Raw genomic sequence first — 22,526 nt, forward strand, 5'->3', positions numbered from 1 at the left:
GCACCGCGCTCCGGGTCGTCCCTTCGGGCTAGGAGGACCGGGCGGCCAGATAGCGGTGGATCCCGTCCCGGATGAACGGCGGGATCGTGAGGCTGTGGAGGTGCTCTGGGGCGAAGAACTGGAGCTTGACGCCCTCGGAGAGCGGGAGGGCGGTCTCGTCGCCGTCCCAGGAGGCGGAGAAGAAGGTGATGATCTGCCCGGAGCCGTACTGGTCGGGGGTCTCGAAGAGCTCGGTCAGGGAGTCGGCCGTGAGGCCGGCTTCTTCGTCGAGTTCGCGGACGATCGCGGTGGCAGGGTCCTCGCCGGGGTCGCAGCCGCCACCCAGGAGGCTCCAGTGGGCGGGCCAGGCGATGACAGGAAGGTCGTCGCGGAGGTGGAGGAGGAGTTCGCCGCGACGGTTGGTGATGATCGCGACGGCTCCGCGGGCGGTCTCCTCGCTCATCGGGACCGGCCCTCCTGCCGGGCGCGGTGTGCGGCGGCGAGTTCGGTGAACGGGTCACGGTGTGCGGGGAAGAGCGGAGCGCACTGCTCGCAGGCGTAGAGGGTGCGGCCCGCCCCGCTGCCGCCGTGGACGTCGGCGACGGCGACGGGCTCGGCGGTCAGCCGCTCGCAGCGCAGGCAGTACTTCACCGTTCCCATGGCGGTCAGCAGCGCGGCGTGCAGCCGGTCGGCGTCGGTGAGACAGCGGTCAGGGCCCGGGGGCACGCGCCAGTGCGGTCCGGGGCCGTACGTACGCTCCCGAGGCGGCACGGCGACGAACGCACCCTTGCTCAGCACCCGCTGGAGCGTCCAGTCCGCGGCGGCTCTCGGCCGCACGAGCCAGTACCAGACGGCCGTGAACGGGTCGTCGATGACCGCGCCGCTGTTCTCGCCGAGCCGCGCCAGGACCAGTTCGCCGACCAGGGTGGGCACCTTGACGGCGTCCCACCACTCCCCTGCGGGGTACGGCTCGATCTCCGGGTTTCTGGGCGGGGTCCACGGCGGGTTGGTCTGGGGCATCGACGCGCCCTCCTTGATACCGATGTGGCACATGACCACGACCGTAGGGAAGGCGATTGCGCAAGCGGGCATCGATTGCACGCGATTGCGCGAGTGGCGTCGCCGGTTGCGGGGATCGTCTACGCGACGTCCAACGATGCCCGCGCACGACCGATCAAACGGCGCGCTGGCGGTCCATGCTCAGCGGACTCGGCCAGCCAGTCCCAGGCCCGCTCGTAAAGCTGGATGTCCTCGTCGCCGGTCAGCCAGAGCTCCTCGCTGATCGTCTCGACGATCACCAACCGCCGGTCGTAGATCCAGAAAGCGTGCGGGGCCGTACGGCGAAGCTGCGCCCCGAAGGGCACGATGCCAAGCTCGATGCGGCGCTGACCAACGAGGTTGTACAACCTGTCGAGCTGCTCAGCCATCACGTCCACCGGACAGGCGCGGTGGTACAGGGCGGCCTCACAGACGAGGAACCGGAATGTCTTCTCCGGGTCGTACAGTGCCTCCTGCCGGCGCATCCGGGCCTCGACAGCAGCCTCCGTGGTCGGCGGAATACCGCGGAACTCCGCGTTGGCGTCGAAGATGACGCGTGCGTACTCCGGAGTCTGGAACAGCCCGGGGATCCGCGAGACCTCCAGGCCGCGAATCATCTGCGTGGCCGCGGTCTGGCGTACGGCGATCTCCTGACGCCCGCGATGCCCACCGGCCAACTGGCGCCGCCAGGACCGGTGCCGCTGCTTCATGTCCAGGGCGGCGAGCAAACCGTGCAACTCGTCCTCGACGTCTGGGCGACCGATCGCGCGAGCCCATGCGGTGAGATCCTCGCGAGTCGGGGTCTGTTTGCCGTTCTGAAGTCGGGAGACCTTCGAGGGCTGCCATCCGACGTCGGCAGCTATGTCCTTGCCCTCCAGACCGGCCTCGGCGCGCAGTTCGCGCAGCCGCGCACCGAGAGCCTCTCTGGCGATCTGGAAGTCCGTCGTCACATGGTGGAACGTACCCGCTCGGCGAACTCCTCCGTAGGCACGGCGTGATGCCAGGCGGCGTCACGGGCCTGGCAAGCCGCGAGGACCTCCGCCGGGTCTTCGGTGACGTACACACCCAGTGTGGTGTCCTGGTCGTCGAACGCGAAGCGGGCCAGGATCTTCGAGTCGAAGAGCCAGAAGTCACAGTCCGGCAACCGGATTCGCTCGGCCTCGGCACGAGGCAGATTGCGGATGTCCTCACCGGCGCCGATGTTGCCGGGGGCACTGGCGAGGAGAAACCTCTGCCCCTCAGTCAGCGGGTCGTCCACCAGACGTACCCGCTCGAAACGCTTGCCCTGCGCGCTCTGGAATCGCACGTTCTCGCGCCAGGCGTTGTCCGGATCGTGCGCGATGTCGTCACCGTCGAGGAACCGCTGCCACTTGGGGCCGTTGCGATCCGAGGCGTAGCCGCGGCGGGTCTCCAGCCGCCACGCGGTGTGCCGGAACTCACGGAAGAGGTGGGAGATCGAGGAGAAAGGCTGAAGCTCAGGAGCCTCGCTCCTGGGCGCGTATCGGGCCAGCAGACTGCGTGGGACTCGCACGAAGGTCTCGGACGGCTTGACGTCACGCAACCGTGCGAGATGCTCTGGGTCGGTCTCCCTCTCGCCCTGGACGAGGATGTCGTCCGTGCCATCGACCTCGTACAGGGTCGGGCAGTCGCCGTCTTCGCTGGTGGTACCGAGGAACCTGAGCGCCATGCATCCCTCCAGGCCAGTTGGTTGGAGATCAAGGATGCCGCTCGGTCGACGCCGCCGGGTTCCGGATTGCGGCGGATTGCTCGTAACCGCGGCCGAGCTCCGATTGCGCGCAATCAAGAACAGGCTGGGCTCGAACTTCTCGCCGGGGGGCCTGCGTCCCGGTGACCTCTCGGATCGGGTGCATCCTGGCCTTCGTTCCACACAGCCCTTGGAACGGTACTCGCGCTCGCCATCACCCGCCCGGATCTGAATGGTGTGGCACGTGTGGTGAACTGCGGCGCATGGATGCCCCGGTGATGTATCTCTTCGGCTGTGCCGCGCCTCCCGTGCACTACATCGACCACGCGATCCGAGGAGCCCAAGCGGACGGGTGGGAGGTGTGCCTCGGGTTGACGCCGACCGCCGAAGCGTGGCTGGGGGGCCGGCTGCCGGAGCTGGCTGAACTCACCGGGCGGCCGGTGCGAAGCTCCTACCGGCAACCCGGCCAGCCCGATGTGTGGCCGCCGGCGTCTGTCGTGGTGGTGGCGCCGGCCACGATGAACACGATCAATCAGTGGGCCCTGGGAATCACGGGCACCTGGGTGGTGGGAGTCGTCGCGGAGGCCATCGGGAAGGCCATCCCCCTGGTCGCCATGCCGTGCGTCAACGAGGCGTACGCCCAGCATCCCCAGTTCGAACAGAGCCTCGCGACGCTCCGCGGTGCCCGCGTGCGAGTCCTCTATGGGCCGGGCGGGTTCGTGCCGAACAAGCCGGGGCAAGGACGGCCTGAGGCGTATCCGTGGCATCTCGCGCTCGCGGCCGCGCGGGAATCGCTGGCTACGTGAAGGGGCCAGCGGGTCTCCTCCCCCGTACCGACGATCACCGCATCGCGGAATCCCGCGTCCCGGTCGACCGCGTCCCGGCGGTCCGCGACATCTCCTCAAAGAACCTGGAAGAGAACCAAACCCGTCCCCACCCCACCCCCTTGTCACTCCATCGAGTGATGGGGTGGCAGGTGCGATCGACTGCGGAGTACGGTCGCGCCAACAAGCGCATGAATGACCCCAGAAAAGACTTCGGCCCCCGGCGGGGACGGCCATCCCCATTGCCGAGGGCCTGATCAACAGGAAGAAGCAGCTTCCCGATGACTTCATCGCATCCTAGCGCGGGCCCCGCCGCGCGCGCCGCCCGTTCGGACTCCCTTCCGGCCCCCGATTCGGCCGCCTTCCCGACCGCCGGAGTGGTCCACGTCCGGCATCGCCACGACAGCCACTTCACCGTCGTCGGCAACCACCTCGCGCAGCATCCCCGGCTCTCCGCCGTCGCGATCGGTGTCGGTGTGTACATCCAGTCGCTGCCCGACGGCGCCCGCGTCGGGATCAAGGAGCTGACCGGCAGGTTCCGCGAGGGGGAGATGACCTTGGCGCGGGCGTTACGGGAGTTGGAGGCCGCCGGGTATCTGGAGCGGCGGCGGGAACGGGTGGGGGGCGGGCGGGTGGTGACCCGTACGACCTTCTTCGAGCGGCCCGGGGCGGCGGGGCCGGTGGCCGACCAGCGGGGCGCCGCCCCACGGGCGGTCGCCGGGGCGGCGGCGGTCCGCCGGGGGCGAACGACGGAGGCGCCGCGCCGCGTGGATCTCGGCAAGGCGGTCGTGCGGGCCACCGCCGTCGTGCCCGTCGCCCCCGTCCCCTCCGGGCCGTTGGCTCACGATGCCGCGCGGCTGTTGGCCGGGCTGCGCCTTCTGGAGCCCCGGCTGGTGCTGTCGGGGCGGGACGTACGGGAGTTGGTGCCCGCCGTGTGTCGGTGGTTGGAGCGCGGGGTCGGCGGCGATCAGGTGACGCGCACGCTCACCGGGACGCTGCCGGCAGGCGCCATCCGTCGGCCCGCGCGGCTGCTCGCGCACCGGCTGGCCGAGTGGCTGCCACCGGTCGTTCCCGAGCTATTTGAGCAACGCGCGGCGCGCCCCGACCCGTTCCAGACCTGCGACGGGTGCGAACGGGCCTTTCGCGCACCGGCGCCCGGGCTGTGTCGGGACTGTCGAGCACCCGACCGCGCGGGCCCGTGTTCACCTCTCTTCGACCTTCCCCACCCGTCGACCGCTCAGTAGCATGATCCGCCGTAATCGATCATGGGATGCGGTACCGCGTCCCGCACGAAACGGGGATCGTCACGTGAAGAAGCTCCTGAGCGCCGCCGCGGTCGCGGTGGCCGTCACCGTCGCGGCCGTACCGGCCGCGGAGGCCGCCGGTTCCGTCAAGCTCGTCGCCGGCCCCTTCAAGACCAAGGCGAAGTGCGACGTCTACCGGAAGGGCCACTACCGCGGCCCGGACTACAAGTGCCTGTACTACAAGGCCACCCCGGACGGGGAGTTGAAGAAGGGCTGGTACATCCGCGAGTACTGACGGGCCGGGAGGGGGCAGGGGGCCGACGGACCCCTTCGTGGGCCCCCAGCTCCCTGTTCCGGCCTGTCGAGCTCCCCGTTCCGGGCCGTCGAGCTCCCCGTTCCGGCCCGCGCCGGCCGGCCCGCGCGCTACGCGGACAGCGCGCCCAGGGCCGGGCCGGTCACCGAGCGGCCCAGCAGGCGCAGGCCCTCCCAGACCGTGACCTGGTTGGCGGTCAGTACGGGCTTGCCGACCGCGGCCTCCAGCTCGGGGAGCCAGGCCGCGGTGTGCAGCGCCGTGTCGGGGATGAGCACCGCCTCCGCGTCGGGATGGTCGCCCGCGCGGGCCAGCGCCAGGACGTCCTCGCGCCCCCAGGTGGCGACCTCGGCCGCCGTGACGACGCCGCTGCCCCGCATCGCGACCACCTCCGCCCCCGCCGCCTCCAGGAACGACGTGAAGTGCGCGGCCACGTCCTCCGGATACGTCGCGGCGACCGCCACCCGCGCCACGCGGAGCGCGCGGACCGCGTGTACGAAGGCGAAGGAGGTGCTGGAGGCGGGCAGGCGCGATGCCTCCGCCAGCGCGCGGACCTGGGCGTGCGCCCCGTCCCAGCCGAAGACGAAGCTGCCGCTGGTGCAGGCCCAGACCACCGCCCGCGCGCCCCGCCGCTTGAGCCCCGCCACCCCCGCGGCCAGCCGCTCCGCCGAGCCCATCTCCAGGAGCGCGTCCACCCGGTGCGCGTCCTCGCCGATGTCGGTGTGGACGACCGGGAGCCGGGCGGCGCAGCCCAGCAGCGCCTCCAGCCGCGGGTAGTCGTCCTCCGCGGAGTGGCCCGGGTAGAGGAAGCCGACCGCCGGCGGCCAGGTGTGGTTCCGGGCGCCTCCTGGTGTCATGCCCTGACTCGCCTCTCTTGTCGCACCCGACGCCCGGTGGCGGGCGCGAGATGTCATGTCTCGGTCTCGGGCGGCGGTGGCGGCACCGCCTCGCCCGGCTCCCCCGGCAGCGCCGCCGCCGGATCCGGCTCCCCCGGCAGCGCCGCGGACCCCCGGTCGGCCGAGAGCGCCGCCGGGCCGCCGCGCGCACCGAAGTCCAGCAGCGCCTGGTACGGACCGACGGCGTACGCGCCGATGGCGCGCAGCGCGGCCCACATCGTCACCTGGTTGGCCGACAGCACCGGCATCCGCAGCTCCGCCTCCAACTGCGGGATCACGTCGTAGGTGGGGAGGTTGGTGCAGCTGATGAAGAGCGCGTCGGCCGAGCGGACCGCCGCCTCTCGGGCCATGTCGACCACGTCCCGGTACGGCACCTTCCAGATGTGGCTGGTCAGCCCGAGGTAGGAGCGCCCGCCGACGGTCACGCCGGCCTCCGCCAGATACTCCTCCAGCGCGTCCGTGACCGACCGGGTGTACGGGGTGACCAGCGCGATCCGGGCCGCGCCGAGCTCGCGCAGGGCCTCCAGCAGGGCGCCGGAGGTGGTGAGCGCGGGCACCTCGCCGGCCTGTCGCATCGCCTCGCACATGGCCCGTTCCCCGGCGACGCCGCCGACGAAGCTGCCCGAGGCGCAGGCGTAGGCGACGACCTCCGGGGAGACCGCGCACAGCGCCCGCACCGCCTCGTGCAGCGTCTCGTGCTCGCTGACGATCCGGGCCAGGTCCAGGCTCACCTCGACGGGGACGAACGGCGTGCGGGTCAGGTGCAGCGACACCTCGTCGGGGACCCAGCGCCACAGCTCGCGGTCGAGGGCGAAGTCGAAGGGCGCGACGACGCCCACGCCGCGCTGTGGACGCGGACCGCCCAGGAAGGAGACGTCCATGTCGAACCCCCAGGACATGTGAGACCCCCAGGGCACGTCGGCCCCCGGACACGTCGACCCCCGGGGCGCGCGCACCTCGGGGCGCGCGAACCCCGGAACACATCGGCCTCCGGGACATGTCGGACCCTGGCACCAGGGGCGGAAGGCCCGGCGGCACAAGCCGTGTTGACGACCGTAGTGACGGGTGCCTAGCGTGGTCAATCCTCACATCTCCGGCAGTTCCGCGATCGGTACGGGACGCTCCTCGGACGCCCCGGACCACCCGCGGGTCCGGCCGGAACCCCGTCCCCGACCCCGGGTCCGCGCCATGACCGAGCACCGCCTGCCCACCGTCCTCGTCCTCGGCGAGGAGCCCCCCGTCGCGCTTCCCCGGCTGGTCGACCGGGCCCGGGTGCGGGTCTGCGACGAGCGGACGCTGCCGGAGCTGCTGCCGACCGCCGATGTGCTGCTCGTCTGGGACTTCGGGTCCGACGCGGCGCGCGCCGCCTGGCCCGGCGGCGGGCGGCGGCCGGGCTGGGTGCACACCGCGAGCGCGGGCGTGGACCGGGTGCTCTGCCCCGAGCTGGTCATGTCCCCGACCCTGCTGACCAACGCCCGCGGGGTCTTCGAACAGCCGATCGCCGAGTACGTGGCGGGGCTGGTGCTGGCCCTGGCCAAGGACTTCCCCGGCAGCTGGGAGGCGCAGCGCCGGCGGCGCTGGCGGCACCGGGAGACGGAGCGGGTGGCCGGGACGCGGGCGGTGGTGGTCGGCGCCGGGCCCATCGGGCGGGCGGTCTCCGCCACCCTCGGCGCGCTGGGTGTGGCGGTCACGCTGGTGGGGCGCCGGGCGCGCCCCGACCAGGGGGTGCGGGGCGCCGCGGAGCTGGGCGAGCTGCTGCCGGCCGCCGACTGGGTGGTGTGCGCGGCCCCGCTGACCGAGGAGACCCGTGGCATGTTCGACCGGGCCGCGTTCGCCCGGATGCGGCCCACCGCCCGCTTCGTCAACGTCGGTCGCGGACCGCTGGTGGACCAGGACGAGCTGGTGGCGGCGCTGGTGGAGCGGCGCATCGCGGGGGCGGCACTGGATGTGTTCGTCCAGGAGCCGCTGACCGTGGACGACCCGCTGTGGGACGTGCCGGGGCTGTTGGTCTCCCCGCACATGAGCGGCGACACGGTCGGCTGGCGGGACGAGCTGGCCCGGCAGTTCCAGGACAACTACGACCGCTGGGCGACGGGCCGGCCGCTCTTCAACGTCGTCGACAAGCGCCTGGGGTATGTGCCTGTGGAGTGACCGCCCGTGGAGTGATTCCGCCCGTGGAGTGATTCGCCGACCACCAGTCGTGGAGGGCCCGTGACCGACGCGAACGACACGCACGACCACCCCGCCGCCGACGCCGACCAGGTCGCGGAGGACGCGGAAGGCGGCGCCGCCGCCGACGTCGAGGACGCCGCCGATCCCGCCGACCTCAGCGCGGTCCGGCTGGTGGAGCTCTACGCCGCCGGCTCCCTCTCCCCGGTCGAGGCGGTCCGCGCGGTGTTGGAGCGCGTCGAGCGGATCCCGGCCGGCGTCAACGCCTTCTGCCGGGTGGACGCCGAGGAGGCGCTGCGGCAGGCGGCGGCCTCCGCCGAACGGTGGCGACGGGGCGAGCCCGCGGGGCTGGTGGACGGGGTGCCGGTCTCGGTGAAGGACCTGCTGCCGATGCGCGGCGCCCCTACGCTGCGCGGCTCGCGGACGGTGCGCGTCGAGGGGCGGCGCTGGGACGAGGACGCGCCCTCGGTGGCGCGGCTGCGCGAGCACGGCGCGGTCTTCGTCGGCAAGACCACCACCCCGGAGTTCGGCTGGAAGGGCGTCACCGACTCCCCGCTGACCGGGGTGACCGGAAATCCGCACGATCCGCGGCGCACCGCCGGCGGCTCCAGCGGGGGCAGCGCGGCCGCCGTCGCGCTGGGCGCGGGCCCGCTGAGCCTGGGCACCGACGGCGGCGGGTCGATCCGCATTCCCGCCTCCTTCTGCGGCGTCTTCGGTTTCAAACCCACCTACGGGCGGGTGCCGCTCTACCCCGCCAGCCCCTTCGGGACGCTCGCGCACGTGGGACCGATCACCCGGGACGCGGCGGACGCGGCGCTGATGATGGAGGTGATCAGCGGCCCGGACTGGCGCGACTGGTCGCAGTCGGCGCCGCTCGGGCCGGGCGAGGCGGGCTTCCGGGCCGCCCTCGCGCCGGGCACCGGCGCGGTGTCCGGGCTGCGCGTCGCCTACAGCCCGGCGCTGGGCGGGGCGGCCCCGGTGGCCCCCGAGGTGGCGGCGGCGGTGCGGCGCGCCGTGGAGCTGCTGGCCGAGCTCGGCGCGGGGGTGGAGGAGATCGATCCGGGTGTCACGGACCCGGTGGAGGCGTTCCATGTGCTGTGGTTCAGCGGCGCGGCGCGACTGGTGCGACCTCTGACGCCCGAGGAGCGGGAGCTGCTGGACCCCGGGCTGCGCGAGATCTGCGCCGAGGGCGCCGGGTACAGCGCGCTGGAGTACCTGGCGGCGATGGACGTACGGGCCGCGTTGGGCCAGGCGCTGGGCCGCTTCCACTCGGCGTACGACCTGCTGGTCACCCCCACTCTGCCGATCACCGCGTTCGCGGCCGGCGTCGAGGTGCCGCCCGGTTCCGAGCACACCCGCTGGACGGGCTGGACGCCCTTCACCTACCCCTTCAACCTCACCCAGCAGCCCGCCGCGACCGTCCCCTGCGGGGTGGACGCCGACGGCCTGCCGATCGGGGTGCAGCTGGTGGCGGCGCGCCACGCCGACGCCCTGGTACTGCGCACGGCGCACGCGCTGTACGCAGCGGGGGTGGCACGCCCCTGACGTCAACCCCCCTTTATGAGCATTTCACCATGCACATGACGAAGGTAGGGTCACGTCCGACAAGCGCCACAGGTTGCACCAGTGACCAGAGAGGCAGGTCGATGAAGAGCAGGAGAGCAGTGTTACGTACGGCGACAGCCGTCGCGGGGGCCGCTGCCGTCGGAGCCGTGAGCGGCGGGACCGCCGCCGCGCGGAGTTCGATCCCCTCCGCGGCGCGCCGCGCCGACCACGTCGGCACGCGCCTGAACACCTTTCAGGACGCCTCCGGCCGCGTAACGGTGTCCGTGTTCTCGCATCGCGGCAACCCTCCCCAGCCGCACTGGATCGACAAGACCACGCTCGTCGGCGACGGGGAGATGATCGCCATCGGCGGCGGGGCCACCGCCACCGACGCCGACCCCGGGGCGCTGTTGACGGCCTCGTACCCCAACGACGACCTGTCGGGCTGGGTCGTGAGCTCCAAGGACCATCTGCGGGCGCACGCCCACGAGCTCACCTCGTATGTCATCGGTCTGAAGATCGCCGGACTCAGCCGCGCGCAGCTGCTGCGGTCGGTCTACGTCTCCCGCGCCGACAGCGGCGCCGCCCCGCACCCGGAGGCGGAGGCGGGGATCCCGTCGTCCACCGACTACGTCCTGGTCGGCGGCGGGTTCCGGGTGGACTGGCACGGCCAGGGCAACCTCGGCACCGCCTCCTTCCCCGCCACCGAGTTCTCCTGGAAGGCGCGGTCCAAGGACCACCTGGTCTCCGACCCCGCCAACATCCGCGCCTACGCCATCGCGCTCCGCCGCCACCTGCCGGTCGGCCGCGTCGACGCCGCCATCACCCGCGCCGACTCCGGTCAGACCGCCCACCCGGCCGCCGTCGCCGCGGTGGCCCCGGGCTACGCGCTGACCGGTGGCGGCGGTGACGTGCACTGGCGCGGCGACGGCAATCTGCTGTGGCGGCTGGAGCCGGCGACCTCCCGGACCCCCAGCTTCAGCGCCGCGGCCAAGGACCACCTACGCTCCGACCCCGCCTCGATCACCGCCTACGCGCTGGGCGTCCGGATCGTCTGACGCCGTCCCGGCCGTCCCCGCCGGGCCGCGCACCCCGTCGGGTGCGGCGCCACCCCGCCGCGCCCGACGGACTACACCCGACGGAACCCCAGCGTCTCGCCGCGCGCCCCGGCCCGCCACAGGTCCTGGCAGGCGTCCGCCATCCGGTCCAGCCCGTCCACGATCGCACCCCAGACGATGCCCGGCACCCAGCCCGTGTCCCCGTTGAGCAGCAGGTTGTTGCGCTCGTAGAAGAGCGCGAGATCCACCACCCGGCTCTCGCCCCGGTGCGCCGCCTCCGTCTGGTAGCCGTGTGAGGCGGTGCCCAACAGGGTGTCGGTGAAGGTGAAGTAGCACAGGTCGCCGGGGATCGGGGTGACCGTCGGGTTCTCCAGCGGCGGCTCCTGCGACGCGAAGGACGGCAGCAGCGTGTAGATCTCGTTGCGCGCGTACTTCGCGTGGTAGACGTCGCCGCCCAACGGGAGCGCGTTCCACACGGCTTCACAGGTGAGGGGCGCGCGGTCGTCCAACAGCACGGCGGTGCAGCTCACTCCGCGCTTGTCCAGCGAGATCTCGACGAAACGCTGCGGACTCGGGTGGCCGCTCATCGGCTCTCCTCCCGGTCGTTGCGGATATTCCGGACAACCCATCGTGCCCGAGCCGGCTGACATGTTTCCGGTGAAGTCGGGTAGCCGCGCGCCCATGGCTCGATCACGTGGCAGAGACAGAGGACGCGACACGGCACACGGCATCCGGGCGGGCATCCACCGCCGTTCCCTCCTGCTGGGCGGGGCGGCACTCGGGGCGTGGGGCGCGGCCGGCTGCGGCCGGGTCGCCGGCGCCGACGCGAAGGACGGCGGAAACCTGCTGGAGCGGCTGCGGCACCAGGGGGCCGTGCGGCTGGGCATAGCGGGTGAGATCCCGTTCGGATACATCGACCGGGACGGCGAGTTCACCGGCGAGGCCCCGGAGATCGCCAAGGTCGTCTTCCAGCGGCTGGGCGTGGAAAGGGTCCAGCCGGTGCCGACCGAGTTCGCCTCGCTCATCCCCGGACTGCGTGCCCAGCAGTTCGACGTGGTCTCGGCCGGGATGTACATCACCCCCGAGCGCTGCCAGCAGGTGATCTTCTCCGACCCCGACTACCGGATGCGCGACGCCTTCATCGTCGCCAAGGGCAACCCGAAGAACCTCCACGACTACCGCGACATCGTCAGGACCGGCGCCAAGCTGGCCAGCGGCACGGCGTACGCGCAGATCGGCTACGCGGTCGCCGCCGGGGTCAAGGAGAGCGAGATCACCGTGCTGCCCGACCAGTTGGCCGGACTGCTGGCGGTGGAGCAGGGCCGGGTGGACGTCTTCGCCGGCACCACGGTGACCGTGCACAACGTGGTCCGCCAGACCCACAGCGGCAAGGCGGAGGCGACCGAGCCGTTCCAGGCGACGGTCGACGGCAAGCCCGACGTCGGCGCGGGGGGCTTCGCGTTCCGCCCGGCGGAGACCCGGCTGCGCGACGCCTTCAACAGCGAGTTGCGCGCGATGAAGAAGAGCGGAGAACTGCTGCGCGTGGTGCGGCCCTTCGGATTCACCGAGGCGGAGATGACCGATCTGACCGCCGAGGAGCTGTGCGCGTCATGACCGTGGGACTGTGGCAGCACTGGCTGCTGCCGGGTATCTGGATCACCGTCCAGCTGACGCTGTACGGCGCGGCCTTCGCGGCGGTCGTCGCCTTCGCCCTCGGCATCGCGCGCACCTCCCGGCTGTGGATCGTGCGCTTCCTCGCCGGCGCTTACGTCGAGGTCTTCCGGGGCACCTCCGCGCTGGTGTTGATGTTCTGGCTGTTCTTCGTGATGCCGTTGAGCTTCGAGATGCAGCTGATGCCCATGTGGGCGGCGGTCCTGGCGCTCGGGCTGACCTACGGCGCCTACGGCGCGGAGATCGTGCGCGGCGCCATCGCCGCGGTGACCCCGGCGCAGCGGGAGGCGGCGATCGCGCTGAGCTTCACCCCGGCGCAGCGAATGCGCAGGGTGATCCTGCCGCAGGCCGTCCCGGAGATGATCCCGCCCTTCACCAATCTGCTGATCGAGCTGCTCAAGGCCACGGCGCTGGTCTCGGCGGTGAGCGTGGCCGACATCGCCTTCGCCGCCCAGCTGTCCCGGCTGGCGACCGGCGAGAGCCTCCAGATCTACGCGACCGTGCTCGCCCTCTACTTCGCCCTGGCCTTCGTGCTCACCCGGCTGATGCGGCTGTGGGAACGGCGGGCCAAGGCGGGTCTGGGCCGGTCGCCCGAGCCGTCCGGGGGTGCCCGATGAACTGGGACTGGGGCGTCGCCCGCGACTTCCTCCCCGAACTGCTGGACGGACTGCTGGTCACGCTGGAGGCCACCGCCCTCGGCTCGATGCTCTCCTTCGCCCTGGGCCTGGTGTGGGCGGTGGCGCTGCGCTCACCGCGTCGGCCGGTGCGCTGGCCGGTGCTGGGCGTCACGGAGTTCATCCGCAACACCCCGCTGCTGGTGCAGTTGTTCTTCTTCTACTACGTGCTGCCGACCTGGGGCGTCACCTTCTCCGCGCTGACCACCGGGGTGCTGGCGCTGGGGCTGCACTACTCCACGTACACCTCGGAGGTGTACCGGGCCGGGATCGACGCGGTGCCGGCCGGGCAGTGGGAGGCCGCCACCGCGCTGAGCCTCTCCCCCGCCCGCACCTGGGGCGTGGTGATCCTGCCCCAGGCGGTGCGCCGCGTGGTGCCGGCGCTGGGCAACTACGTGATCGCGATGCTGAAGGACTCCCCGATGCTCGCGCTGATCGGCGTGGTCGACATGTTGCAGCAGGCGCGCTCCGAGGGCGCCTCGTCCTTCCAGTACATCGAGCCGTACACCATGACCGGCATCGCCTTCGTCCTCATCGCCTACCCGGCATCCCTTCTGCTGCGAGCCCTGGAGCGCCGTCTTGGCCACTGAACCGAAGAAGACCACCCTCCCCACCGGCGCGGCGGCAGCGGCGACGGCGGCCCCCGACGAGCTGATCCGCTTCGACCGGGTGACCAAGCGCTTCGGCGACACCACGGTCCTGGACGACCTGTGCTTCTCGGTGGCGCCCGGCCGCCATGTGACGCTGATCGGACCCTCGGGCTCGGGCAAGACCACGATCCTGCGGCTGTTGATGACGCTGCTGCGACCGGACGCCGGCACCATCAGCGTCGACGGCGCCCTCCTCACCCATGAGCGGCGCGGCGGCTCGCTGGTGCCGGCCGGCGAGAAGCACACCCGCGAGGTACGGAAGAAGATCGGCATGGTCTTCCAGCAGTTCAACCTCTTCCCCCATATGCGGGTGCTGCGCAACATCACCGAGGCCCCGATGCACGTCCTGGGGCTGGACCGGGGGGATGCCGAGGAGCGGGCGCGCGAGCTGCTGGACCTGGTGGGGCTCGGGGAGAAGTGCGACGCCTACCCGACCCAGCTGTCCGGCGGGCAGCAGCAGCGGGTGGCGATCGCGCGGGCCCTGGCGATGCGCCCTCGGGTGCTGCTGCTGGACGAGGTGACCTCGGCGCTGGACCCGGAACTGGTGGCCGGCGTGCTCGACGTGCTGCGGGACATCGCCCACACGACGGACATCACGATGGTGTGCGTCACGCACGAGATGAACTTCGCGCGGGACATCTCGGACGAGATCTTGATGTTCGACGCCGGCCGCGTGATCGAGTCCGGACCCCCGGAAAGGATCTTCAGCGAGCCGGAACACGAGCGTACGCGGGAGTTCCTGAGCGCGGTGCTCTGAACCGACATGCCGATCGGTGGATGACGCCGGCATATGCCACGGGAGCGCGTTCCTGGTGAAGGCGATGGAACGCGCCCCCCAATATGTTCAACACCCGCTCCGCATGCCCGGGTTGACCGCTACCGTGGTAGGCAGCCGTTCCGCAGGGAAGGCTCCCAGCGCTGGGGTGCAGGCTGCCCCAGGGTCGTGACCTGCAGCAACGACGCTGTGGCATGCGGTAACAACCTCGTAGGGGGAAACCGTGGCGCTCAAGCCAGAGCCGACCGCGCCGTTCCACTCGGTGCAGTACGCGCTGCGCGTCCTGGAGACGGTCTCCAGGCACGGCGGCGGTGTGACCGACGTCCAGATCGCCCGCGAAACCGGTCTGCCGGTGGGGCACCTGGCCCATCTGCTCCGGATGCTGAGCCGGGAGGGCTATGTGGAGCAGGTGACCGACGGCGCCTACGTCGTCGGCGAATCCCTCATCCTGCTCGGCGCCAGCGGCCCCGACCGCCAGGCCGCCATCGAGAACAAGCTCCAGCGGACGCTGGACGCCCTGCGCGACTCCATCGGCGCGGCGATCTACGTCAGCCGCTATATCGACGGCGAGATCAAGATCATGCAGTACGCGGACGGGCCGCGGACACCGAAGGTCAACGAGTGGTTCGACTTCCGCTCGGCCGGCCACGCCATGGCCGTGGGCAAGTGTCTGCTCACCCAGCTCGACCACAACGGCCGCCGCGATCACCTCTCCCGCCACAAGACCGTGCGGCTGACCTCGCGCACCACCACCAACGAGAAGGTCCTCTTCAACAAGCTGGACAGCCAGCCCGCCACCGTCCCCGTGCTCGACCTCCAGGAGTACGCGGTGGGCACGGTCTGCGCCGCCGTGCCGATCACCGCGGGCGAGTCGGTCGGCTGCCTGGCCCTCTCCCTGCCGGTGGAGCACGCGCACCGACTGCGGCACGCGGCGTACACCCTGAACCGGGAGGCGGCCCCGGTGCTGCTCTCGCTGACCCTGTGAGCGGCCCCCAGGCTCGACGGCGCCGCAGCACGGCCTCGGGACCGCCCGGGGAGCCCCGTTTCCCGGGGTCGGGACCAGGGTGGCGGGAGGACCCCCGAGGACCAGGTAGTATTACTTCTGTCAGCAGGCGCCGCTAGCTCAGTTGGTTAGAGCAGCTGACTCTTAATCAGCGGGTCCGGGGTTCGAGTCCCTGGCGGCGCACCTGAAGAAAGTGGGCGTTCCCGATATGTCGGGAACGCCCACTTTTGCATGTGCCGCATGAATCGGGCCCCTGCGCCGCATGCGCGCGCCATGCCCACCTTCCGTGCCGCATGTGCCGAGGTTCCGCACGTGCCGACGTGCCGTATGTCCCGACGTGCCACGTGCGCCACAGGAGGCGTCGCGTACGGCATACGCCCATGCGTTTCACGCGCACCGGCGCGCCGCGCCATGAGACCGCTCCCGGCCGCACCCCGATCCACCGCCCTCTTCTCCCTTTTCTGTCGTGTCCTGGTCACGATCATCAGTACTCTCCACTTCCGTGGGGTACGTACGAACGGGGGATGCCGCATTCATGTGCCGCGTTCAGTAACTCCGAACAGGAGACAAGACATGACCCAGTCGGTGCAGTCCGTCCAGCGTGCGGTGCGCATTCTGCGAGAGCTCGCGAGCGCCGGCCCCCGGCTGGGGGTGACCGATCTCGCCGCCCGCGTCGACGCGGCGAAGCCGACCGTGCACGCGCTGCTCCGCACGCTGGAGGCGGAGGGCCTGGTGGTGCGGGACGCCGAGACCAGCAAGTACCAGCTCGGGCCGGAGCTGGTCTTCCTGGGCAACGCCTTTCTGGAGACGCAGACGCTGCGCACCAGATCGGTGGTGTGGGCGGAGGCGCTGGCCGCGCAGACCGGCGAGGCGGTGTGGGTGGGCGTGCTCACCGGGGAGCGGGTGCTGGTGGTACACCACGCGCTGCGTCCGACCGGCGCCCTCCAGCTGCCGGAGGCCGGGTCCTCCCTCCCCTGGCCGGCGTGCGCCCTCGGCAAGGCGATCGCCGCCTTCGCCCCCTGCCCGGAGCGGGAGCGGCTGCTGGCCGCGGCGCGGACCCGCCCCGCCGGCACGGGCCCGACCGACCCCGCCGAGCTGGCCGAGCTGGCCACCCAGCTGGACGTGGCCCGGACCACCGGCTACGCCGTGGAGGACCAGGAGTCCGCGCTGGGCGAGGCGGGCATCGCCGCCCCGGTCTTCGACCGCTCGGGCGCGGCGGCCGGGGCGATCGGACTGGTCGGCCCCCGGGAGCGCCTCCTGGCGGACGAGAGCCGGCAGCGCCTCGCGGTGGCCGTGCGGGATACCGCGCGCGCCCTCTCCCGCGACCTGGGCGCACCCCGCGGCTGCGGCGCCCGGTTGGCAGGATAAAGACAGGTCTATGCCTCTTCCGGGCCAACGATGATACAAACCTTGACAGTTGGGATGTGACTCCGTAGCTTCCGAACGGAGTTCAGTCATAACGAATACTGTTTCGGGTCTGTAGATCTTCGGCGCCCCACCCGGCTGCTCCAACCTCCGACCCGGCCCGGGGCGCCGGAGCGGGGCAGCAGCCCTCGCCGAGACCTCGGCGACACCGAGGGCCTCGGCGGCGACCGGGAAAGGCCTACCGTGAGTGTTTCCGCGCCCACCGCACGATTCTCCGACGTTCTCCGTGACTTCCGGCTCCAGATCGGTATGACCCAGAAGGAGCTCGCCGACTTCTCCACCCTCAGCGTCCGGGCCATCAGGGACCTGGAGCACGGGCGCGTCAACCGTCCACGCAAGGAGACCGTCCGGCTGCTCGCCAAGGCGCTCGGCCTGGACGGCTTACAGAGGGCGGCCTTCGAGGCCGTGGCCAGCCGCCGCCACCGCGGGGGTGGCGGCGGCATGGTGATCCTCGCCGTGGTGATGATGCCCGGGGCGGACGGTGCCGGGCCGGCGCTGGCCGGCCCGGAACCGGCCGTGGCCGCCGGCCGTCACAGCCGGCTGTAGCGGCCCGGGGCGATGATGTGGTCGGGGTCGAAGGCCGCCTTCAGCGCATCGGCTCCGGCCCACAGCTCCGGGTCCAGCTCCGCCAGCTGGCCCATGTTCTCGATGTCCACCCGATAGAACCGGAAGCCCGCCGCGTACAGCTCGCGGTGAAGGGTGCGGACGCACCGCTGGGCCCGCCCCGCCGCCTCCTCGTCGGTCCGGTCGAAGTAGACGTTGATCACCGACTCGGCGCAGGTGGAGTCGATCGGGTTGAGCGCCACCGCGGCCACCAGGCCGTGGCGCGCGCAGACCCGCTCCACGATGCCCATCGCCTCGGTCACCTGCTCGCCCTCCAGCGGGAAGATCGGCAGGCAGGCCAGCATTCCGAAGCGGGAGTGGTCCAGCTCGTCCAGCTCGGTGACCTCCCCCTCGATCCCGGACTCGCTGCCCAGGGTGTGGTAGAGCCCCTCCATGAAGACGGTGTCGGGCTCGCCGGTGTGCAGCCGGTACATCCCGCGCACCATCGGATCGGCGTCCTCGGCGAACGCCGCCTCGCGGTCCACGAAGGCGACCCGCGCCCCGCACTCCTCCAGCGCCGCGCGGATCTGCCCGCTGGTGAACTCCACCTGCGCCAGGCTGCCGTCGACCGCGCCGATGCCGGTCCACGTCGCCACCCGCTCCTCACTGGTCATGGTGAGGACGCGCTTGTCGTTGAAGACATGCGTGATCCAGCGCAGCGTGCCGTCCTTGTAGAGCTCGGAGATCCGGTCCATGACCCGGGACAGCTCGGTCTCCGCGAAGGAGAACATGAGCATCCGGGTCTCCTCCTGGACCGGGATCAGATTCACCACGGCCGCGGTCATCAGCCCCAGCCCGGACTGGGTGAACAGCCCGTCCAGGTGCGGCCCGATGCCGTACCGGTAGTGGTGCGTCTCGCGCGGCTGCTTGGCCTCGGCCCAGAAGCCGGTGCGCAGCAACTCCCCGGTGCCCAGCACCACCTCGGCGCCGCGCAGGTCCTCGGTGCGGTGGTTACGGAAGCCCGTCCCCCGCTCCACCAGGTTGCCCACCACGCTGGAGTCGGGGGTGGAGCCGGTGACGTTGAGCTGGAGCCGCAGCCCGCGCTCCCGGAGGTACGCGCTCAGCCGGCGCTGGGTGACGCCCGGCTCGACGACCGCGTAGTGGTAGCGCTCGTCGACCTCGCGGATGGCGTCCAGCCGGCCGAGGTCGACCAGCGCGCAGCCGTCCCGGACCGGCATCTTGGAGCCCATCCCCCAGTTCCGCCCGGTGCTGTACGGGTAGAGCGGCACCCGGTGCTCGCGGGCGGTGCGGACGAGCGCCTGGACCTGTTCGGTCGTGCGCGGGGTGAGGACCGCCACCACCTGCCGGACGCGGAACCGGGAGGTGTTCTCCACGGTCCGGGCGATGGCCTGGGGGTCGGTGACGACACCGTCCTCGCCCAGCGACCGGGTCCAGTCCGCGACGGCGGCGGCGACCTGTTCTGATGTTGCTGACACTGCTGGCACTGTCCTTTCCGGAATCGGCGCCCGGGCGGGGCCGGGCGGGGTGCTGCGCCGCGGCCGCGCTCGGGGACGCCGCGGGCACACCGGTCGCCGGTGTGCCCGCGGGAAGCGCGCCGCCGCCGGGATCAGTCGGCCTCTCGGGCCTCCAACATCCCGGCCCGCAGCAGCCGTCGGGCCAACCGCTGCTGGGCGTCGGTCAGCAGCGCGGTCAGCTCGTGCCAGGGCCTGGGGCCCTCACCCAGCAGCTCCCACAGCTCGGCGCCGCCGTCCCGGCCCACGACCGAGCGGATCTGGATGCGCTCCGGGTCCGCGGTGAAGAAGAAGCGGTGGCAGTCGATGGGCTCGGCCAGCGGCGAGCTCACCAGGTGCCCGTTGGCCACCGGATCCTTCCAGTACGTGGCGATGGCCGACTTGGCCTGCTCCGGGAACTCGATGGGCTCGGGCGGGATGAACGCCTTGAAGCCGGGCACGTCCAGCCCCACGCTCGACCGCATCTCCACGCCGGCCGCCAGGGAGATCAGCGCCTCCTTGTCCGGCTCCGCGGCCGCCGCCAGCCCGTAGGCGCGCATGTACGGGCCCTCGTGCTCCAGGTCGTCCACCTTCCGGGTGCCCTTGCTGAGCACCTGGAGCAGATCCGGGGTGAAGGCGGTGTTCAGCAGGGCCTGGAAGGTCTGCTCGCGGTTGGCGGCCGCCTCGTCGGCGCCGCCGCGCGAGGACCAGTAGACGCTGTCCGGGTGGCTCTTGCCGATGGCGTGGTACCACTGGTCGATGGAGAGCGCGAAGGTCTCCGCCATGCCGTGCCACTCGGTGTCGTAGTCCCGCCACAGGCCGCGCTTGTCCTCCTCGGGCAGCGAGGACTCGGCGGTGTGCCGGAGCAGCGCGGCGGTGGCGGACGCCTGGGCGGCGGCGAAGGCCACGCCGGAGGAGAACAGCGGGTCCACGAAGTACGAGGCGTCGCCGAGCAGCACCCAGCGCTCGTCGTAGTCGGCGAACCGGTCGTTGATCATGGAGTAGTTGGTGGCGGTGAGCATCCGGTCGCTCATCACCGGCGTCACGTCCTGGATCAGGTCCTTGAGCATCGGCACCTGCTGGACGGTGCGCAGGAAGATCTCCGGGTCGGTGAAGTCCTTGCCCGGCTCCTTGAGGATCTCCGGCAGGGTCACCATGCCGATCGAGTGGGTGAGCTTCCGCTCCCCGTCGATGATCTTCGGCACCGGGATGTACCAGCACCAGCCGTCCTGGAAGGCGAAGCAGCCGATGGGCGACAGGTTCTCCTCGCGGAAGACGTTCCAGTCGCCGGGCAGGGTCTGTGCGAACCGGCCGCCGGTGTAGTGCTGCCAGATGGCGATGTTGCGGTAGCCGGAGAGCCACTGCCGCTTCTTCTTGGCCACGATGCTGTTGCGGCGCCCGGAGGCGTCGACGAAGTAGCCCGCGGCGATCCGCCGACCGTCCTTGAGCAGCACGTCGCAGCCGCCCTCGCGCGGCGTGCAGGACGAGACCGACACCCCTTCGAAGACCTCGACGCCGGTGTCCCTGGCGTGGTCGAGCAGGATCTTGTCGAACTCGGAGCGGTTGACGTGCATCGCCCAGCGGTAGATCCCGTCCACCGCCCAGTTTGCGTGGTCGAAGAGGGCCACCGAGGGCCCGCTGGGGTCCCAGTTGAAGATTCCGCCGTACTTCTGGACCCAACAGTCGGACGCCAACACCTTCGGCAGCGCGCCGCTCTCCTCAAGCACCGGTATGAGCGGGTGCGCGAAGGACTCGCCGATGTGCTCGCGCGGGAACTCCTCTTTCTCGATAATCGCGACGCTCAGCCCGCTGTCCCGCGCCAGCAGCGCGCCCAGCGTCGATCCACCCGGGCCACCGCCCATGATGACCACGTCGTAGTGCGCCTTGATTTCCTGGGTACTCACTCCCATGTCACTCCCCCGTTATGCGGTCCTACGTGCTGGGAAATCTACTGCGTGGGTCATCCCCCGACCGGCAGTAAATGCGGCAGTAAGAGCGGCAGTTATCGGGCCCTGAGACGGCCTTGACGCACACGTGAGAGCACGGCCCAACCGTGGGTGTGCATACGACGGTTGAACGTCCGGCGACCGAGGGGGCCACCTCGGTCGGCGCCCCTTACCCGGCTGTACAGTGGGGTGATGGTGATAGTCGTCGATCTGATCTCCTACCCCATCAAGGGGTGTGCCGGAATTCCGCTCACCGAATCCCTGCTCACGCCGGCGGGACTGGCATACGACCGCAGCTTCATGGTGGTCAGCGAGGACGGCGTCTTCCGCAGCCAGCGACGCGAGCCGCTCCTCGCGGTGGTGCGTCCCGAGATCAGTGCCGACGGCGAGCGGCTCACCCTGACCGCGCCGGGCATGACGCCGCTGCCGATCGCGGTGGACAGCCACTCCGCCCCGCGCGCGGTGGAGATGTTCGACAAGCCCTACCGGGGCATCGACCAGGGCCCGGACGCCGCCGCCTGGTTCTCCGAGCTGCTCGGCGCCCCGAGCCGGCTGGTGCGGGTGCCGCGGGACCACGGACGGGTCACCGACGGCTGGATCCCCGGCACCGCCGGCTACGCCGACAGCGGCGCGCTGCTCATGCTCTCCCGCGCCAGCCTCGACGAGCTCGGACGCCGGCTCCGGGCGGCCGGATCCCCCTCGCTGCCGATGGACCGCTTCCGGCCCAACGTGGTGGTCGACACCCGTTCCGCGGAGGCCGCGTCGGCCGCGGGGGCCGCGGAGGCCGCGGACTTGGCGGACCTCACGGAGCCGCACTGGGAGGACCGGGCCCGCCGGGTCCGCGCCGGTAACGCCGAACTGGGCTACCTCAAGCTCGCCGTCCGCTGCGCCGTCACCATGGTCGACCAGACACGAGGCGTCAAGGCCGGCCCCGAGCCGCTGCGCACCCTCGCCCACTACCGCCGCACCACGGCCGGCGGCATCGTCTTCGGCACGAAGTTCTCGGTCGTACGGCCGGGGAAGCTGGCCGTGGGCGACGAGGTGACGGTGACCGAATGGGGCGCCTCAGAGGCGTAGGCGCCCGGAGGGCGCCGTCTCGACGGGATGGCGCCACGCCTTCCCGGGCGGAGCCCGGCCCTGGGCCCACGGTGCGGGTTCCGGGCGGAGCCCGGTACGAGCCCCCCACGCCGTTTCCGGGCGGAGCCCGGAGGGCTCCCATCGCGTGGGGCGTCGACACCGATCAGGTGCCCCATCTGCCAGGCCCCCCGGGGGTCACGCCCGGTTTGGCACCGCCGGGCTGCGGCGTCGTGGTGCCGCGCCATCGCGGCGGGATCATGTGCCCGCCCTCGCCACGGGACCAGGCGAAGCCCGGACGCGCATGCGCGGGTTGCGGGCGGAGCCCGGAGCGACGCCCACCGCGCGTGGGCGACGGCACCGATCATTTGCCCCGTCTGCCAGGGACCCGGGGCCACGCCCGGAACGGCACCGCCGGGCTGCGGCGTCGTGGTGACGCGCCGTCGCGGCGGGAACAGGGGCTGGCCCCCGCCGTGTACCCCGGGC

Annotated in this window: 23 protein-coding genes and 1 tRNA gene; 15 read left to right on the top strand and 9 right to left on the bottom strand. The window is 71.7% G+C overall.

Annotated elements, in window-relative coordinates; translation table 11 throughout:
* Positions 1-28: 28 nt before the first annotated feature.
* From CD790_RS32685 to CD790_RS32700, 4 genes are all read right to left on the bottom strand, one after another.
* On the bottom strand, positions 29-442 hold the full coding sequence (locus tag CD790_RS32685) for an NUDIX domain-containing protein (protein ID WP_144387016.1): 414 nt from the start codon (positions 440-442) through the stop codon (positions 29-31).
* Positions 439-1,032, bottom strand: a complete 594-nt coding sequence (locus CD790_RS36450; RefSeq protein WP_260868067.1) for a hypothetical protein — start codon at positions 1,030-1,032, stop codon at positions 439-441. Before CD790_RS36450 ends, CD790_RS32685 begins: the two co-directional genes overlap by 4 nt.
* Positions 1,033-1,118: 86 nt before the next feature.
* Positions 1,119-1,967, bottom strand: a complete 849-nt coding sequence (locus CD790_RS32695) for a helix-turn-helix transcriptional regulator (protein WP_144387017.1) — start codon at positions 1,965-1,967, stop codon at positions 1,119-1,121.
* Positions 1,964-2,704 (bottom strand): DUF6879 family protein, encoded by a 741-nt coding sequence (locus CD790_RS32700; protein ID WP_144387018.1) that lies wholly within the window; start codon positions 2,702-2,704, stop codon positions 1,964-1,966. Before CD790_RS32700 ends, CD790_RS32695 begins: the two co-directional genes overlap by 4 nt.
* A gap of 281 nt (positions 2,705-2,985) precedes the next feature.
* Here CD790_RS32700 and CD790_RS32705 point away from each other — a divergent pair, with 281 nt between their 5' ends.
* The 3 genes from CD790_RS32705 to CD790_RS32715 all read left to right on the top strand — a co-directional run bounded on the left by CD790_RS32705 (position 2,986) and on the right by CD790_RS32715 (position 5,085).
* Entirely contained in the window at positions 2,986-3,528 is a 543-nt protein-coding gene (locus tag CD790_RS32705) for a flavoprotein (RefSeq protein WP_144387019.1), read from the top strand.
* Between the two features lie 299 nt (positions 3,529-3,827).
* Complete coding sequence (locus CD790_RS32710; protein ID WP_186319378.1) at positions 3,828-4,790, top strand: helix-turn-helix domain-containing protein; 963 nt, start codon at positions 3,828-3,830, stop codon at positions 4,788-4,790.
* Positions 4,791-4,854: 64 nt separating this feature from the next.
* Positions 4,855-5,085: a hypothetical protein gene (locus CD790_RS32715; RefSeq protein ID WP_144387020.1), complete on the top strand. Its 231-nt coding sequence runs from the start codon at positions 4,855-4,857 to the stop codon at positions 5,083-5,085.
* A 128-nt stretch (positions 5,086-5,213) separates the two neighbouring features.
* Here the strand turns inward: CD790_RS32715 and CD790_RS32720 are convergent, their stop codons facing one another.
* Both CD790_RS32720 and CD790_RS32725 read right to left on the bottom strand, forming a co-directional pair.
* Entirely contained in the window at positions 5,214-5,957 is a 744-nt protein-coding gene (locus CD790_RS32720) for a decarboxylase (RefSeq protein WP_144387021.1), read from the bottom strand.
* Positions 5,958-6,010: 53 nt separating this feature from the next.
* Positions 6,011-6,877: an aspartate/glutamate racemase family protein gene (locus tag CD790_RS32725; protein WP_144387042.1), complete on the bottom strand. Its 867-nt coding sequence runs from the start codon at positions 6,875-6,877 to the stop codon at positions 6,011-6,013.
* 307 nt (positions 6,878-7,184) lie between these two features.
* On the opposite strand from CD790_RS32725, the gene CD790_RS32730 reads away from it, so the two are divergent.
* The 3 genes from CD790_RS32730 (at position 7,185) to CD790_RS32740 (ending at position 10,768) form a co-directional block, all read left to right on the top strand.
* Complete coding sequence (locus tag CD790_RS32730; RefSeq protein ID WP_144387022.1) at positions 7,185-8,147, top strand: D-2-hydroxyacid dehydrogenase; 963 nt, start codon at positions 7,185-7,187, stop codon at positions 8,145-8,147.
* A gap of 60 nt (positions 8,148-8,207) precedes the next feature.
* Positions 8,208-9,710 (top strand): amidase, encoded by a 1,503-nt coding sequence (locus CD790_RS32735; protein WP_144387023.1) that lies wholly within the window; start codon positions 8,208-8,210, stop codon positions 9,708-9,710.
* A 167-nt stretch (positions 9,711-9,877) separates the two neighbouring features.
* A complete protein-coding gene (locus CD790_RS32740; protein ID WP_144387024.1) occupies positions 9,878-10,768 on the top strand; it encodes a hypothetical protein in 891 nt (296 codons plus the stop codon).
* A gap of 71 nt (positions 10,769-10,839) precedes the next feature.
* Here CD790_RS32740 and CD790_RS32745 read toward each other — a convergent pair whose 3' ends face one another.
* Complete coding sequence (locus CD790_RS32745) at positions 10,840-11,355, bottom strand: DUF3830 family protein (RefSeq protein ID WP_144387025.1); 516 nt, start codon at positions 11,353-11,355, stop codon at positions 10,840-10,842.
* A 94-nt stretch (positions 11,356-11,449) separates the two neighbouring features.
* Between CD790_RS32745 and ehuB the strand changes: the two genes are divergently transcribed.
* The 8 genes from ehuB to CD790_RS36710 all read left to right on the top strand — a co-directional run bounded on the left by ehuB (position 11,450) and on the right by CD790_RS36710 (position 17,512).
* A complete protein-coding gene (ehuB, locus tag CD790_RS32750; protein ID WP_144387026.1) occupies positions 11,450-12,382 on the top strand; it encodes an ectoine/hydroxyectoine ABC transporter substrate-binding protein EhuB in 933 nt (310 codons plus the stop codon).
* The gene (gene ehuC / locus CD790_RS32755; RefSeq protein ID WP_144387027.1) at positions 12,379-13,056 is read left to right on the top strand and encodes an ectoine/hydroxyectoine ABC transporter permease subunit EhuC; all 678 of its coding nucleotides are present in this window, start codon (positions 12,379-12,381) and stop codon (positions 13,054-13,056) included. Before ehuB ends, ehuC begins: the two co-directional genes overlap by 4 nt.
* A complete protein-coding gene (gene ehuD, locus CD790_RS32760; protein ID WP_144387028.1) occupies positions 13,053-13,703 on the top strand; it encodes an ectoine/hydroxyectoine ABC transporter permease subunit EhuD in 651 nt (216 codons plus the stop codon). The genes ehuC and ehuD overlap by 4 nt, the downstream gene beginning before the upstream one ends.
* Before the next feature lie 61 nt (positions 13,704-13,764).
* Positions 13,765-14,520: an ectoine/hydroxyectoine ABC transporter ATP-binding protein EhuA gene (gene ehuA / locus CD790_RS32765; protein ID WP_260868073.1), complete on the top strand. Its 756-nt coding sequence runs from the start codon at positions 13,765-13,767 to the stop codon at positions 14,518-14,520.
* Between the two features lie 241 nt (positions 14,521-14,761).
* Entirely contained in the window at positions 14,762-15,523 is a 762-nt protein-coding gene (locus CD790_RS32770) for an IclR family transcriptional regulator (RefSeq protein ID WP_144387030.1), read from the top strand.
* Positions 15,524-15,650: 127 nt separating this feature from the next.
* A tRNA-Lys gene (locus tag CD790_RS32775) sits at positions 15,651-15,724 on the top strand.
* 390 nt (positions 15,725-16,114) lie between these two features.
* Positions 16,115-16,909 (top strand): IclR family transcriptional regulator, encoded by a 795-nt coding sequence (locus CD790_RS32780; protein ID WP_144387031.1) that lies wholly within the window; start codon positions 16,115-16,117, stop codon positions 16,907-16,909.
* A 240-nt stretch (positions 16,910-17,149) separates the two neighbouring features.
* Positions 17,150-17,512 (top strand): helix-turn-helix transcriptional regulator, encoded by a 363-nt coding sequence (locus CD790_RS36710; RefSeq protein WP_313956569.1) that lies wholly within the window; start codon positions 17,150-17,152, stop codon positions 17,510-17,512.
* Here the strand turns inward: CD790_RS36710 and CD790_RS32790 are convergent.
* Positions 17,497-19,005, bottom strand: coding sequence for an FAD-binding oxidoreductase (locus CD790_RS32790; protein WP_144387032.1), 1,509 nt, complete (start codon positions 19,003-19,005; stop codon positions 17,497-17,499). The genes CD790_RS36710 and CD790_RS32790 overlap by 16 nt on opposite strands.
* Positions 19,006-19,136: 131 nt before the next feature.
* Positions 19,137-20,924 carry an NAD(P)/FAD-dependent oxidoreductase gene (locus tag CD790_RS32795; RefSeq protein ID WP_260868068.1) on the bottom strand — a complete coding sequence of 596 codons (1,788 nt, stop codon included), beginning with the start codon at positions 20,922-20,924 and terminating at the stop codon, positions 19,137-19,139.
* Between the two features lie 234 nt (positions 20,925-21,158).
* Between CD790_RS32795 and CD790_RS32800 the strand changes: the two genes are divergently transcribed.
* Complete coding sequence (locus tag CD790_RS32800) at positions 21,159-22,043, top strand: MOSC domain-containing protein (RefSeq protein WP_144387034.1); 885 nt, start codon at positions 21,159-21,161, stop codon at positions 22,041-22,043.
* Positions 22,044-22,526 lie beyond the last annotated feature (483 nt).

It is taken from the genome of Streptomyces sp. SAJ15, from assembly GCF_007595705.1.
Taxonomy (GTDB): domain Bacteria; phylum Actinomycetota; class Actinomycetes; order Streptomycetales; family Streptomycetaceae; genus Streptomyces.